Raw genomic sequence first — 13,880 nt, forward strand, 5'->3', positions numbered from 1 at the left:
GCCGGAGGCCTCGCCGCTTGTGTTTCGACACGGTCCGCAGCGGGCGGCTTGGGGGCCTCAACCCCCCCGCCGCGGTGGTTCCTGCCTGTCTTAATCCAGCAGCCGGTGCAATTGCGCGTATTGCAGCAGCATGATGGTCTTGCCATCGGCGATATCGCCGCAGTCCACCATCGCCAACGCCTGCTGCAACGGCAGTTCCAGCACCTCCAGCTCCTCGCCGTCCTCCTCCACGCCGCCGCCATCCCCCACTTTGTCGCGGGGATGGTATTCGCCGACGAAGAAGAACAGTTTCTCGGTGACGGATCCGGGGCTCATGAAGGCCTCGAATACCTTGCGCACATTGTCTATCCGGTAGCCGGTCTCCTCTTCGGTTTCGCGGCGGATGCAGGTTTCAGCGTCATCCTGATCCAGCAGGCCGGCGCATGCCTCGATCAGCATGCCGTCGTGGCCGTTGACGAAGGCGGGGAAGCGGAACTGGCGGGTGAGGATCACCGTGCGGCGGGAGCGGTTGTACAGCAGGATCACCGCGCCGTTGCCGCGGTCGTAGGTTTCGCGCGACAGCGTCTGCCAGCTGCCGTCGCGGCGCAGGTAGTCGAAGGTGGTCTTGCGCAGCACGTACCAGTCATCGGACAGCACTTCCACGCGTTGGATGCGCACCCTTTCCCGGGTCGCGGTGGTATTGCTCATGCAGCGTTTCCTTTTACTTGTTCGTCAATCGGTTTGCATTCGGCGCCACGGTCAGCAGCCGCGCCAGCATGGCGGGGTCGCGCTGTTCGGGCGCGGTCATGATGGCGGTGTCCAGCGCGCGGTCGCAGCCGCAGCGGCAGGCGCCGCCGTGGCGGCCCAGGCGCTGCACCGCTTCTCCCACCAGCCGGCGCGCGCTGTCGCCGATTTCGGCCATCCGTTCCGCCACCAGCGCGGCGTTGACTGGTTCTTGCGATTCGAACCAACAGTCATAGTCGGTGGGGATGGCCACCAGCGCGTAGCACAACTCGGCTTCGCGGGCGAGCTTGGCTTCCGGCATCGCCGTCATGCCTATCACGGTGCCGTCCCACTGGCGGTAAAGCCGGGACTCGGCGCGAGTGGAGAATTGCGGTCCCTCCATCACCACATAGGTGCCGCCGTCGCGCGCCGGCACCCTGGCAACGGCGGCGCTGTCGGCCAGCGCTTCGCGCATGCGGCCGCAGACCGGGTCGCCGAAGGGCACGTGGCCGACCAGGCCGGGGCCGAAGAATGTCTTGTCGCGCATCAGCGTGCGGTCGATGAACTGGTCGACCAGCACGAAATGGCCGGGCGGCACGTCCTCGCGCAGGCTGCCCACCGCGCTCATCGACAGGATCTGGGTGCAGCCCACGCTGCGCAGCGCGGCGATATTGGCCTTGACGTTGATGGACGCGGGCGGGATCGAGTGGCCCGGGCCATGGCGCTGCAGGAAGGCGACCGGCACGCCGCCCAGATAGCCGGTGACCACTGGCGAGGACGGCGCGCCGAAGGCGGTGGCGCAATGGTGGGCGCTGGCGTCGGTCAAGCCCAGCAGCCGCTGGAAGCCGCTGCCGCCTATGATGCCGATGCGGGCCGGATGGGATTCAGTCATGGTGGATTCCTTGGGTGGAGAGGCGGCCGGCCAGCGGCGGAGCCACCAGCCGTTCGCGCAGTTCGGACAGCGCCGACGGCGCGTTGCCGCGACAGCGCAGCAGGCCCTCGCTGGCATGCTCGGTGTAGCGCGGATCGTGGATTTTCAGGTGTCGGTCTATCGCCGGCAGGTAGTTCCAGCGCACGCCGGGATACAAGGAGTGGACGAGATGGTAGGCGTCCGAAGTGGGGGCGATGAACACTCGCACCAGCCAGCCGCTGACGCCGAAGTAATCGGTGGGGCGGCCCATCAGGTATTCCAGCTCCAGCCGCTCCTGCGGGAAGCCGGGCATGAACCAGCGGTGCTCGGCCAGCAGCGACACCCAGGCGAACACCGGGTAGGAGGTGAACAACGGCAGCAGCCAGCCGAAGGCCACGCCCGCCCAGCCTCCGACCCAGTACAGCAGCGCGCCGGTCGTCAGCAGCGTCGCGCAGCGGGCTAGCGCCGTGGTTTTTGAATGGTTGAGCAGGCTGTTGCGGGTCATCGTGCTGAGATTGTTCCAAAAGCCGGCGGGCCACAGCGGGTACAGCAGGCGGGCAAGGAAGGCGGCGTCCGACAGGCCGGCCAGATAGCCGCCGGCGAACACCCGGGCGCGGTTGGGGTCCAGTTCCGGGTGGTTGGGCTTGCGGTGGTGGTCGCCATGGGTTCTGTGGCGGCTATGCATGTCGCGCTTGAACACCGGGAACTGGTAGAAGATGTCGCTCAGCCACCATTGCCAGGCATGGGACGGGCACAGCGCGAAGTGGACGGCGTTGTGGCCGAACTCCTGCAGCGCGCGCATGCGGCCGCCGCTCCACAGCGTCACCAGCGCCCAGCCCACGGCGGAGTCGGCCAGCGCGGCCGCCATCACCGCCGCCACGATGTCCAGCCAGGTCCAGACGAAGGGCAGCGGCGCGAGCCAATTGTCTAGAGGACGATAATAGGTTTCCGGATTGTCGTTGATGCGCGGCAGCAAGCGCAGCCTGCGCATCACCGGCCCGCTGTCGCGGTAATAGAAATGGACCATGCCGCGCATCGCCAGCGAGGCGGCCAACACCACCAGCAGGGGGTAGAAGGAATTCATGAGGGTTCTCCCGCCGCGGCCAGCGCGGACAACACCGGCAGCAGCTCCGACAGGCTGGAGCAGACGGGCGCGTCGGATTCGTCCAGCCTTGCTCGGTCTTGATGGCCGGTTTCCACCAGCAGCGCGCGCCAGCCCACCTGCCGCGCCACCTCGCAGTCGTGCAGCGTGTCGCCGATGAACAGCGTATCTGCCGGCGGCAGCGCCAGCCGGGATTGCAATGCCCGGGCTTCATCCAGCTTGCCCGAGGCGTGGGTGTGGTCCAGGCCGACCACGTGCTGGAAGCTGCCAAGCAGCCGCTTGGCGTCCAGCGTGCGCAACAGCACGTTGCTTTGCGACGCCGACAGCACCGAGGCGCCGATGCCGCGGGAGGCGGCGAGTTCCAGCAGTTCCGCGACGCCGTCGTGCATCCGACAGCGCGCGACGTGGGCGTCGAAATGCTCGAGGTAGATGGTGACGATGTCGGCGAACGGATGTCGGTTGAAGTCGAAGCCGAGCCGCGCGTAGAACTCGGCGATCGGGAAGCCGAACTCGCGCCGGTAGCGCTCGCGCGTGACCGGTTCCGCGCCGAAGCGCGCGCAGCAGCGGTTTACCGACGCCACCGCAAGATCAATGTCGTCGATCAGCGTGCCGTTCCAGTCGAATACCAGGTGGCGCACTCCAGCCAGCCATGATGCCGCGCTCATGGATGGCCTCCGCCGGGCCGCAGCGAGCCAAGCACGATGCGCGCGGCGATGGGCGGCGCGTACAGCCGGGACGGGCTGGCGATCAGGTTGCTGACGCCGATCTGGGCTTCCAGCGCGCCGCGGTGGTAGGCGGACAGCCGGGTCAGTCCGGCGCCGTACCAGTGCAGGAAACGGGTGCGCCAGTCGCGTTCGCCCTCGGTTTCCGGGAAGCGCAGGTCTTCGGTGACCGCCATCTGCCAGGCGGGGTCCAGCACCCGGCACAGCTTTTCCTGCAGCTCCTGGAAGCCCAGCCCGCCGGCCAGCAGCGCGTCCAGGTTCTGGCCAAGGCATTCGGCTTCCAGCGCGCATAGCGTCATGCCCTGGCTGTACAGCGGATTCATGCTGCCCAGCGCGTCGCCGACCACCAGCAGGCCGTCCGGCCAGCGCGGCAGCTGGTCGTAATGGCGGCGCAGGCTGCCGGGCATGCGGAATACCGACACATCGGACAGCGGCTCGGCGTCCTGTATCACCTGATGGATGTCCGGCATGGGCAGCGCGGCCAGCGCTTTCAGGAAGGCGTTCGGGTCGCGGTCCGGGTATTGGCCGAACCAGCCGCCGGTGGTCACCATCCAGCGGTCGCCTTCTATCGGGCTGATCACGCCCATCGCGCGTTGATGCGGCGGCGTGGCCAGCACCAGCAATACCTTCCATTGGCTGGCGAACTCGGGGCGGCGCCGGTAGATGCGCGACGCGTAGCCGAGATCGGTTTTCACCATGCTTTTTTCCACCGCGCCGAAACCGGCGGTTTCCAGCCAGCCGGGCAGGCGGGTGCCCCGGCCGCTGGCGTCCACCAGCGCGTCGGCGTCCAGCGTCCAGGCGTGGTCGTCGTTGCGCAGCCGGACGCCGGCGACTGCCAGCTTGTCGCCGTCGCGGCGGAAATCCACCCCTTCCATCTGGGTGCGCGACAACACCGTGATCTGAGGCAGCCGCGAGACGCGGCGGCGCAGATGGGTGTCGATCAGCCGGCGGCTGCAGTAATGGGCGTGGATTCCGCAGCGGTAGCGGTTTTTCCAGCGCCCGGCCTGGTACCACTTGACGTCGTGGCCCAGGTCGGCGACCAACGCGCCGGCCTGTTCCAGCTCCGACAGGAAACCGGGGAAGATGGCTTCCATGATCTCTTTGCCACGCTGCAAGAGCAGATGGACGTGGTGTTCTTGCGGCACGCTTTGACGCGCGCCGGTTTCATCGTGGAAATCGCTTTTCTCCACAATGGTGACGCGGGCGTAGCGGCGGGCCAGCGCGGCGGCGGCCAGGCAGCCGGCGATGCTGCCGCCAAGCACCACCGCGTGGCCGTTTTCAATTCTGGGCATAGTCATTCAATGTCCTCGCGATGTAATCGAGGTCTTCGCCGGTCAGGTCGGGATGCAGCGGCACCGTGGTCAGCGAGCGCAGCAGCCGGGCAGCGTTGGGGCAGTCGCGGCGGTAGCGTTCCAGCAGCGGCAGCTGATACAGCGGCTGGTTGTCGTACTTGCCGATATCGGACGGGATGCCGCGTGACATCTGGTAGCGCACCAGTTGCCGTCCATCGTGGCCCACCGCCTGCAGCAGCAGCGCGTAGCCATTGGCCTGGCCATGCGATGGCAGCGGCAATTCGCGCAGCGCCGGGTTGTCCAGCGCGGCCAGCAGCCGTTCGCGGTTGCTCAGGCGGATGTCGAGATGCCGGGCCAGTTGGCGGCTGCGCGCCAGCCCCAATGCCGCCTGCAGGCCGCCCAGCTTCAGATTGATGCCCACGCTCTGGCCGGTGAGGTTGCCGAAGCGGGTGTAGGCGCGGATGCGCTCGGCCCGGCGCGGATCGGCGGTCATGACGAAGCCGCCTTCGCCGGTGGACATGAATTTGCAGTCATGGGTGCTGAAGCAGCAGATGTCGCCGATGCGCGCCAGCCAGTCGCCGTTCAGCCGGGTCAGGTGACAATGGGCCAAGTCCTGGATCAGCGGGATGCCGCGTTCGCGCAGCAACGTCCAGGTCCGGTCAGAGGGAATGGGATAGCCCCACATCGGCACCTCGATCACCGCGCGGGTGCGCGGCCCCAGGCAGCGTTGGAGATCGTCCGGGTCCAGGCCGAAGCTGTCGGGCGCCACATCGCAGAACACCGGCACCAATCCTTGGGCCAGGATGGGCAGCACGGTGCAGATCGGGCAGGTGGGCGCCAGCACCACTTCGTCGCCGGGCGCGAAATCGACGCCGGCCAACGCGGCGTGGACCGAGGCGGCGCCAGAGGAGACGGCGATCACGTGCGGCAGGCCGTACAGGCTGCCCAGCGCCGCTTCGTACTCGGCGACGATGTCGGCGGTGCCGGACAGGCCGCCGCGCAGCGCGCGCGCCAGCTCGGCGTCATCGTCCGGCGCGTCGTGGATGCAGGTTTCGGCGATATGGCGCGTTTCCAGCGCAATCGTGCTCATCATCGGACTCCCTGCTGTACCGCCTGCCACACTGCATCGTCGTCGTACAGACGCTCCAGCATGCGGCGGAAATTGGCGAACATCGGCAGCTGCTCCAGGCGCTCGCGCGGGAAGAAGCCGACCTCCGCCGCCTCCCGGCCCGGCGGACAGCGCCGCTCGGGAGTGGCGCACAGGTAGATCAGGTCCAGGTGGTAGTGCGGGGTTTTGGGATCGGCGATGTACTCGCACAGCACCCGGTACGGAAGGTGCAGCGCGGAGACGTCGGCTTCTTCGTCCTCCAGCGCTATGTCGCGCTCGCCCAGCAGCCTGGCGTGGATGCCGGTTTCCTCCCGCACCTCGCGCAGCGCCGCCTCGTCCGGCGTTTCGTGTTGTTCGACGTGGCCGCCCGGGTACAGCCAGACGCCGAGCTTGCGGTGGCGCAGCAGCAGCACTTCATGGTGGGGGTTGAGCACGAAGGCCGAAGAGGTGAAATGCCGCTCCAGCCCGGCGCGCTGCATCGCGCGGTCGGTGATCATGGCGCCTGGTATCCGTTGATGACGTCGGCCATGTAGTCCAGCTCCGCTTCGCTCAGCGCGGGGTGCACGGGCAGCGTGGTCATGCCGGAGAGCAGCGCCTCGGCGTTCGGGCAGTCGAGGCGGTATTCGGCCAGCGCGGGGAAGCGGTACAGCGCCTGGCAGCCGTAGCGCTTGATGTCGGATGGGATGCCGCGGGCGTCCAGGTAGTCGATGAAGGCGCGGTTGTCGGCGAAGCCCAGCTCCAGATTGAGGAAGTAGTAGTTGGGATTGCCGCCTTCGATGATTCGTTTTTCCCGCACCTGGGGATGGCGCAGCCGCTGCAGCAGGCGGCGGGCGTGGGTCCGCCGGCAGTCTATCTGTTCGGAAAGCTTGTCCAGCCGGCTGTGGCCCAGCGCCGCCGGCAGCGCGGCCAGCTTGTAGTTGAGGCCGAAATCCGCGCCGTTGAGGTTGCCGAAGCGGCTGTAGGAGCGGCAGCGTTCGGCTAGCTCGGCGTCGTCGGTCAGCACGAAGCCGCCTTCTCCGGTGGCCAGCGGCTTGCGCTCGTGGGTGCTGAAGCAGGACAGGTGGCCGTAGGCGGACAGGTGCTTGCCGTGCAGCGTGCTGCCGTGCGAGTGGGCCAGGTCCAGGATCAGCTTCAGGTCCAGCGAGTCGGCCAGTTCGCGCAGTTCGTCCACCTCGGTGGGATAGCCCCACATCGGGATGTCGATCAGCGCGACGGCGCGGGGGGAGACGCGGTCGCGCACCGAGTCGGGGTCGGCGCCGAAGCCGTGGGCGCGGGTATCGACGAACACGGGGTTGGCGCCGGCGGCGATGATGGGGTAGACGGTGCACAACGGGCAGCTGGGCGTCAGCAGCACGTCGTCGCCCGGCCGCACGCCGGCGGCGTGCAGCGCCACGCTGACCGCAGCGCCGCCTGAGGACAGGGCGACGGCTTCGGCGGCGCCGAACCAGCCGGCCAGCGCCTGCTCGTAGGCGGCCACGGTGTCGCTGGTGCCGGACAGCGCGCCGCGCAGCGCCCGCTCCAGCGCGGGAAGGTCGTCCGGGTACTGCGGACGGTATTTGTCGGAGATCACGCGGTCGGCGGTTTGCGCCGCGGCGATGGTTTCGGTCATGAAAGGCTCCTGTTCGATTACAGCGACAGCGATTCGATGCCGGTGCGTATCCGGCTGTGGGCGTTCTGCAGGCCTTGGGCCACGGCGTCGGCGGAGCAGATTTCCTCGATCACGCGGTAAGTGGGCAGCAGGCTGGCGAAGTCTGCCTCGAAGCGGCGGTGTTCGCGTATCGCCTGAAAGAACTGGTGCAGCTCGCCGTGGTAGCCGCTGCGCTCGTAGCCGGAGTCCAGCGGCCCCGGCTGCCAGGCGCCGCGCCAGCGCTTGGCTGCGCCGGTGGGGCGGGTCGCGTGTTCGGGCTCGTGCAGCGTGATGTTCCACAGGTTGTCCAGCTCCACCAGGGTGGAGCTGGAACTGACCAGTTTCATGTCGAACTCGAAGTAGGGGAAGCTGGTGCCGGCCAGCAGGCTGGCGGTGGCGCCGGAGGAGAAGGCCATGTCGGCCTTGACGATCAGCGCGTCCTCGTGGCGCTGGACGCTGGACTGCACCCGGCGCAGCTCGCCGTCGCCGAAGGTGATGGCCAGGTCTATGGTATGGATCGCCTGCGCCAGCAGGAAGGAGCGCAGCGTGGAATCCAGGCCCCACAGCGGGGCGCGGGGCTTGTTGGCGTAGTGGTTGAGCTGGATGTGCAGGGTTTCGCCGAATTCGTCCACCTGGGTCATTTCGCGCAGCTGGCGCACCGGGCGGGCGAACTTGAAGTTCATGCCCACGCCGGACACCACTTCGCTGCGGTTCGCGGCGTCGATCAGCGTTTCCAGCTCCTCCAGCGTCGCGCACGGCGGCTTCTCGACGAACACGTTGACGCCCTTTCCCATCGCCAGCAGCCCCATTTCGAAGTGCAGCTGGGGCGGGCCGGCCATGATCACCGCGTCCAGCTGGACCTCGTTCAGCATGTCCGGCACGTTGTCGTGCACCGGAATGTCCGAGATGAAGCGGTGGATGCGCCGCGCCCGTTCCAGATCGCTGTCGCAGGCGGCGACGATCCGTATGTCCTGCATCTGCAGCAAGGACGGCAGCAGGTTTTCCTGCATTTGCGCGCCGATGCCGACAAGGCCAACTTTGATCAAACTCATCGTGAATCTCCATGACGGCCCACGCGCGGGGCGCGGCGAGCCTGTCTTGCTCGGGATTGATGAAAAAGCCTCAGCCCTGCGCGGATAAGCGCATGGCGGAGTCATGCCCCAATGAGGAAAAGCGACACAGCCACTAGCGAGCTTTTGTTGTTGGCATCCGGATTCGCGGGACGCGACGCCCGGTGCGGGCGGAGAGGCTCTGAAGGCCTTGCGGGAAACGGTTTCGGACCGGTTATGCGGCGAGTATGTGCCGGAGGCGGCGGGGGAGACTGCGAATACTGATAGAAAAGACAGGTCTGTTTCAGTCGGAACTGTCAGGCGGAGATGGTCAGGGCGCGTGGAATGTCAGATGCGGCGGGGCTCGCGCGGTGTTGCCATTCGCGCCACATGCAAAAACGCCGCCGGGAAGCCGGCGGCGTCGATGGGAACTCGCGGGGGGGGGGGGGTCAGGCCGCGTCGTCGACCCAGCGGATGGCCTGAGTGGGCACCGCCTTGTTCTCCACCTTGATCTGCAGCGCGAGCCCGCCGCAGGAGGTTTCACGGTACTTGGCGTCCATGTCCTTGCCGGTTTCGTACATGGCGGCGATCACCTTGTCCAGCGACACCTTGGGGCTGCTGACGCGGTGCATGGCCATGCGGGCTGCGTTGATCGCCTTGACCGCGGCGATGGCGTTGCGCTCGATGCAGGGAATCTGCACCTGGCCGGCCACCGGGTCGCAGGTCAGGCCCAGGTTGTGCTCCATGGCGATTTCGGCCGCCATGCACACCTGGGACGGGCTGCCGCCCATCAGTTCGGTCAGGCCGGCCGCGGCCATCGAACAAGCGACGCCCACTTCGCCCTGGCAGCCCACTTCGGCGCCGGAGATGGAGGCGTTCAGCTTGAACAGGCAGCCGATGGCGCCGGAGGACAGGAAGAAGCGCAGGCAGCTGTCGTCGTCCAGCGGCTGGATGAAGTGGTTGTAGTAGGCCAGCACAGCCGGCACGATGCCGCAGGCGCCGTTGGTGGGCGCGGTCACCACGCGGCCGCCGGCGGCGTTTTCCTCGGACATCGCCATCGCGTACATATTGACCCAGTCCATCACGCTCATCGGGTCCTTGGCCACGGTGAGCGAGCTGGTCAGCATCCGGTGCAGGGCCGGCGCGCGGCGCGGAATGCGCATCGGGCCGGGCAGGTTGCCTTCGGTGCGCATGCCGCGCTCGACGCTGCTCTTCATCACTTCCCACACGCGGCGGAAGTGCGCTTGCACCTCGCCCACTTCGTGGAAGGCTTTTTCGTTTTCCATCACCAGCGCGGCGATGGACAGGCCGGTTTCTTCGCACATGTCCATCAGTTGCTGGGCGGTGACGAAGTGGTAGGGCACCGGGGTGTCGCTGCAGCTGGACTGGTTGAAGTGCTCTTCGTCGACGATGAAGCCGCCGCCGATCGAGTAGTAAGTCTTGGTCAGAACCTTCTCATCGCCGATGTAGGCGTGGATCTGCATGCCGTTTTCGTGCAGCGGCAGGTTGGCGGTGTGGAAATCCATGCCGAAGGCCACGCGCTGGTGGGTGCGGCCCAGCGTCAGCTGGCTGGTCTGTTCCACGTCGGCCATCAGGCTGGCCGTGGTGTCCGGGTCCACGGTGTCCGGCAGGTTGCCGGCGAGGCCGAGGATGATGGCCTGGTCGGTGCAGTGGCCCTTGCCGGTGAGGGCGAGCGAGCCGTAGCAGTCTACGTGGACGCGGTTCACTTGGTTGAATTTGCCGGTTTCCTTGAGCGCGCCGAGGAACTGGTGTCCGGCCTTCATCGGGCCGACGGTGTGGGAGCTGGAGGGGCCTACGCCGATTTTGTAGATGTCGCTCATGCTGAACATGATGCTACCTCTTTGAAACTGTACAGAAGGAGAACAGGCCGCGATCCGCGGCCTGTTTGCTTACGATCAGGCGATCAGATCGTAGAAGATGGCGGAGATGGCGATCAGGCCGATCAGCGTCACGAAGATGTTGCTGGCGGCGCCGGAGTACTTCTTCATCGCCGGCACTTTCTGGATCGCGTACATCGGCATCAGGAACAACAGCATCGCGATCACCGGGCCGCCCAGGGTTTCGATCATGCCCAGGATGGACGGGTTGATGGTGGCGATGATCCAGCAGGTCACGATCATGAACACGGCTGTGCAGCGGTCCAGCTTGGACGACTCGATGGTCTTGCCGCTTTGGCGCAGCTGCTTGACCACCAGGCCGTTGAAGCCTTCCTTGGCGCCCAGGTAGTGGCCCAGGAAGGACTTGCTGATGGCGACCATGGCGATGATCGGGGCGACCCATTCCATCACCGGGTTCTGGAAGTGGTTGGCCAGGTAGGACAGGATGGAGATGTTCTGGGCCTTGGCGGCTGCCAGGTCGGCCGGGCTCAGGCTGAACACGCAGCTGAACACGAAGAACATCACGGTCAGCACCATCATGGTGTGGGCGCGGATCAGCACGCGGCTGGAAGCCGGCTCGGCGTCATCGCCGTGCAGCTTGCGCTGGTCGACGGAGAAGGACGAGATGATCGGCGAGTGGTTGAACGAGAACACCATCACCGGAATGGCCAGCCACAGCGTCTTGTAGAAGGCGCCGCTGGACACCGCGTCGGAGAGGCTGCCGGCATGGCGGATGGCGGTGTCGCTCCATTGCGGGATCAGGTACAGCGCCAGCAGCATCAGCACCACCACGAACGGGTAGACCAGGATGCTCATCGCCTTGACGATGACTTGGCCGCCCAGGCGCACGATGGACATCAGGCCCAGGATCAGCGCCAGCGAGAACACCGCGCGGGTGGCGATGCCGTTGCCCACTTCGATGTGCAGCTGGTTATTGAGGAAGGACAGCACCGTGTTGGTGATGGCCACGCTGTACATCAGCAGGATCGGGTAGATCGCGAAGAAATACAGCAGGGTGATGATCTTGCCGGCGCCGATGCCGAAGTGCTCTTCCACCACTTCGGTGATGTCGGCGCCTTCCTTGCTGCCGGACAACACGAAGCGGGTCAGGCCGCGGTGGGCGAAGAAGGTCAGCGGCAGGGCCAGGATGGCCATCAGCATCAGTGGCCACAGGCCGCCGATGCCGGCGTTGATCGGGAGGAACAGGACGCCGGCGCCGATGGCGGTGCCGTACAGGCCGAGCATCCAGGTGGTGTCGTGCTTGGTCCATCCGGACGAGCCGGAGCGGGGAGCGGTGGAGGCTATTGCTTGAGACATGATGAGGTGCCTTTTACAAAACGAATATTTCGCAATTACTAGGTCCGATGTCCTGAGCCTTGTCTTTCAAACCAGGCCATCGGGAGAAAGCTGTTCTAACCGGCGCGATCCCGAGCGGTGGATGCCTATCCGGTTGACTTGCTGCTCATCGTAAGTGCTTTGTAGTTTGAAAGGTACACATTTAAGAACATCAGTTGATTCTAATCAAGATAAATTTGTCATCAAATGAACAAATGAACACAGTCTGGCGGATAAAAGTGGAATTGATTCATTATGCTTTATGTGTTTTATTGGAATTATTTTTAATTATTTAAAATTTTGAGACATAAAATTTCTTGAAAATGCTTTAATTCATAAATTGTTCCAATTTATTACATTTCGCGCATATTGCAAGGCAAGCTTGGCATCAATTACCGTGTGGAGTAATTGCTCTGCAACAAATTTGCGTCCCTTGAGAGGCTGGATGGATGAGTTTCAGGATGGAAACCGGCATTGTCATGCATGCGGATGCGCGGGCTATTTGCCAGCCTCAATCGAGGTTTTTATTTTCAAGGTACTGAATTTAAAAAATTTTTCAGTTTATTTGGCCAGGTGGGTGGAGCGATGCGCGGGGAAGCTGAGCTGTTTGTTCGAATATGATTGAAGTTGTTCGAAACAGTACTATCTACAGCTATTGGCATTGTTATAAATGTTCGATTGTGAAAAATAATTATCAAAAATGAACAATATTGTTTTCGAAACTAGTGAGCTTCAGACTTGAGCGCGACCAGGTCTCGCTTGGGCTTGATCCATGGCCTGCCGCGAGAAGTCAAGCCTGTGGTGGATAGATTGCCTGAGACGATGGCTGATATTGCCAAATTATTTTTTAAATCAATCGCTTGATCTTCTACGCGGCTATTCCGCTGCATATGGATGGGATGATCGTGCGCTGGCTGGCGTCAACCGGGCGGGCGCTAAGCAGGACCGGATGCAGTCTTGATTGTTATCAAACACAAATTTACTAAAACGAACATAAAATTTGCGGGAAGTCGCACTGGATGCGAACGGCCCCGGCCCGCGTCCGCTCTGCGCCAGCTTACCCACTATTGAAGAGACGAAACGAAATGAGCCACCCATCCACTCTCGCCTACGTGGTCGACGAGGCAGCCAGCAAGCAGGAAGTGCTGCTGTCCGAGCCCGGCCGCTATCTGCTCAGTTCCGCCATGGCCGGCGCGCTGATCGCCGTCGTGCTCGCGGTCAGCCTGAAACTCGGCCAGGTGTTCTTCGCCGCCGGCGATTCCGGCTATTACATCGCCACTTCCGGCTTCTTCGGCGTGGCGCTGGTGAGCATCATCGTCTGCAAGGTGGAGCTGTTCACCAGCAATGTGATGTATTTCACCGTCGGCCGCCTGAGCGGACGCTGCCGCACCTGCAATCTGTTGCGCAGCTGGGCGGTGGTGTATATCGGCAACCTGATCGGCGTGCTGTTGTTCGTCGCCGTGCTGGCCGGCGCCGGCGGCATGGGCGCGCTGCCCGCCAACCATCTGCTGTTCAGCGTGGTGGAACACAAAGTGCATGCGTCTTTCCTGGAGATCTTCTGGAAGGGCGTGCTGTGCAACTGGGTGATCTGCCTGGCGGTCTGGGTGCCTATGCGGCTGGCCAACGAGGCGGCGCGCTTGCTGATCATCATGTTGCTGGTGTTCGTGTTCTTCTTCTCCGGTTTCGAGCACAGCATCGCCAATATGGCCTTCTTCGCGCTGGCCAAGCTGCAGGGCATGGCCGGCCTGGAGTGGGGCGACATCCTGCATAATATGGTGCCGGCCACGCTGGGCAATATTGTCGGCGGCGCCATCGGCGTCGGCCTGGTGGTGTTCCAGCTGGAACGCCACACGCTGAAGACGGTCTGATGCTGTAGGGAAACATTCCGGCCGGCGGACGGCATGTGGATGTTCGATTTCGAATGTAGTCGGCGCGGTACATGGCGTACCGCGCCGATTTTGCTATAAACCATTGAGAAAATAAGGACATTGGACGCATCTGGCATGTTGCGCCGCGGGATCGAAAACGCGCCGAAAGCGGGGGCTGACTTGACTAAGATCAAGCGAAATTTTCGAATCCGAATGTACGATGTGTTCAATATCTAACACTTACTGGATCAGCCAAGAAGGAGGCAC

General features: G+C 64.3%; 12 protein-coding genes. 1 reads left to right on the top strand and 11 read right to left on the bottom strand.

The window, feature by feature from the left end; all coding sequences use genetic code 11:
• Positions 1 to 90 precede the first annotated feature (90 nt).
• The 11 genes from BKX93_RS20020 to BKX93_RS20070 form a co-directional block, all read right to left on the bottom strand.
• Complete coding sequence (locus BKX93_RS20020; protein ID WP_021474968.1) at positions 91 to 687, bottom strand: NUDIX domain-containing protein; 597 nt, start codon at positions 685 to 687, stop codon at positions 91 to 93.
• Positions 688 to 700: 13 nt separating this feature from the next.
• A complete protein-coding gene (gene mtnP, locus BKX93_RS20025; RefSeq protein ID WP_070981042.1) occupies positions 701 to 1,594 on the bottom strand; it encodes an S-methyl-5'-thioadenosine phosphorylase in 894 nt (297 codons plus the stop codon).
• On the bottom strand, positions 1,587 to 2,696 hold the full coding sequence (locus BKX93_RS20030) for a fatty acid desaturase family protein (protein ID WP_046157269.1): 1,110 nt from the start codon (positions 2,694 to 2,696) through the stop codon (positions 1,587 to 1,589). Before BKX93_RS20030 ends, mtnP begins: the two co-directional genes overlap by 8 nt.
• On the bottom strand, positions 2,693 to 3,379 hold the full coding sequence (locus BKX93_RS20035; RefSeq protein WP_046157268.1) for an HAD family hydrolase: 687 nt from the start codon (positions 3,377 to 3,379) through the stop codon (positions 2,693 to 2,695). The genes BKX93_RS20030 and BKX93_RS20035 overlap by 4 nt, the downstream gene beginning before the upstream one ends.
• Positions 3,376 to 4,734, bottom strand: a complete 1,359-nt coding sequence (locus BKX93_RS20040; RefSeq protein WP_046168150.1) for an NAD(P)/FAD-dependent oxidoreductase — start codon at positions 4,732 to 4,734, stop codon at positions 3,376 to 3,378. Before BKX93_RS20040 ends, BKX93_RS20035 begins: the two co-directional genes overlap by 4 nt.
• On the bottom strand, positions 4,715 to 5,821 hold the full coding sequence (locus BKX93_RS20045) for a DegT/DnrJ/EryC1/StrS family aminotransferase (RefSeq protein ID WP_070981044.1): 1,107 nt from the start codon (positions 5,819 to 5,821) through the stop codon (positions 4,715 to 4,717). Before BKX93_RS20045 ends, BKX93_RS20040 begins: the two co-directional genes overlap by 20 nt.
• Positions 5,818 to 6,333: an NUDIX hydrolase gene (locus tag BKX93_RS20050; RefSeq protein ID WP_046168151.1), complete on the bottom strand. Its 516-nt coding sequence runs from the start codon at positions 6,331 to 6,333 to the stop codon at positions 5,818 to 5,820. The genes BKX93_RS20045 and BKX93_RS20050 overlap by 4 nt, the downstream gene beginning before the upstream one ends.
• Entirely contained in the window at positions 6,330 to 7,445 is a 1,116-nt protein-coding gene (locus BKX93_RS20055; RefSeq protein ID WP_070981046.1) for a DegT/DnrJ/EryC1/StrS family aminotransferase, read from the bottom strand. The genes BKX93_RS20050 and BKX93_RS20055 overlap by 4 nt, the downstream gene beginning before the upstream one ends.
• A 17-nt stretch (positions 7,446 to 7,462) precedes the next feature.
• Entirely contained in the window at positions 7,463 to 8,515 is a 1,053-nt protein-coding gene (locus tag BKX93_RS20060) for a Gfo/Idh/MocA family protein (protein ID WP_046157263.1), read from the bottom strand.
• A 446-nt stretch (positions 8,516 to 8,961) separates the two neighbouring features.
• Positions 8,962 to 10,362, bottom strand: a complete 1,401-nt coding sequence (locus tag BKX93_RS20065; protein ID WP_021474977.1) for an L-serine ammonia-lyase — start codon at positions 10,360 to 10,362, stop codon at positions 8,962 to 8,964.
• A gap of 66 nt (positions 10,363 to 10,428) precedes the next feature.
• A complete protein-coding gene (locus tag BKX93_RS20070) occupies positions 10,429 to 11,727 on the bottom strand; it encodes an HAAAP family serine/threonine permease (protein ID WP_046157262.1) in 1,299 nt (432 codons plus the stop codon).
• A 1,103-nt stretch (positions 11,728 to 12,830) separates the two neighbouring features.
• On the opposite strand from BKX93_RS20070, the gene BKX93_RS20075 reads away from it, so the two are divergent.
• Complete coding sequence (locus BKX93_RS20075) at positions 12,831 to 13,613, top strand: formate transporter FocA (RefSeq protein WP_070981047.1); 783 nt, start codon at positions 12,831 to 12,833, stop codon at positions 13,611 to 13,613.
• Positions 13,614 to 13,880 lie beyond the last annotated feature (267 nt).

Source organism: Chromobacterium vaccinii (assembly GCF_001855275.1).
GTDB classification, from domain to species: Bacteria; Pseudomonadota; Gammaproteobacteria; order Burkholderiales; family Chromobacteriaceae; genus Chromobacterium; species Chromobacterium vaccinii.

Excerpts from the sequence above, each read along its gene's own strand:
- BKX93_RS20020 (WP_021474968.1), bottom strand. The coding sequence starts at position 687 with ATGAGCAATACCACCGCGACCCGGGAAAGGGTGCGCATCCAACGCGTG.
- mtnP (WP_070981042.1), bottom strand. The coding sequence starts at position 1,594 with ATGACTGAATCCCATCCGGCCCGCATCGGCATCATAGGCGGCAGCGGC.
- BKX93_RS20030 (WP_046157269.1), bottom strand. The coding sequence starts at position 2,696 with ATGAATTCCTTCTACCCCCTGCTGGTGGTGTTGGCCGCCTCGCTGGCG.
- BKX93_RS20035 (WP_046157268.1), bottom strand. The coding sequence starts at position 3,379 with ATGAGCGCGGCATCATGGCTGGCTGGAGTGCGCCACCTGGTATTCGAC.
- BKX93_RS20040 (WP_046168150.1), bottom strand. The coding sequence starts at position 4,734 with ATGACTATGCCCAGAATTGAAAACGGCCACGCGGTGGTGCTTGGCGGC.
- BKX93_RS20045 (WP_070981044.1), bottom strand. The coding sequence starts at position 5,821 with ATGATGAGCACGATTGCGCTGGAAACGCGCCATATCGCCGAAACCTGC.
- BKX93_RS20050 (WP_046168151.1), bottom strand. The coding sequence starts at position 6,333 with ATGATCACCGACCGCGCGATGCAGCGCGCCGGGCTGGAGCGGCATTTC.
- BKX93_RS20055 (WP_070981046.1), bottom strand. The coding sequence starts at position 7,445 with ATGACCGAAACCATCGCCGCGGCGCAAACCGCCGACCGCGTGATCTCC.
- BKX93_RS20060 (WP_046157263.1), bottom strand. The coding sequence starts at position 8,515 with ATGAGTTTGATCAAAGTTGGCCTTGTCGGCATCGGCGCGCAAATGCAG.
- BKX93_RS20065 (WP_021474977.1), bottom strand. The coding sequence starts at position 10,362 with ATGTTCAGCATGAGCGACATCTACAAAATCGGCGTAGGCCCCTCCAGC.
- BKX93_RS20070 (WP_046157262.1), bottom strand. The coding sequence starts at position 11,727 with ATGTCTCAAGCAATAGCCTCCACCGCTCCCCGCTCCGGCTCGTCCGGA.
- BKX93_RS20075 (WP_070981047.1), top strand. The coding sequence starts at position 12,831 with ATGAGCCACCCATCCACTCTCGCCTACGTGGTCGACGAGGCAGCCAGC.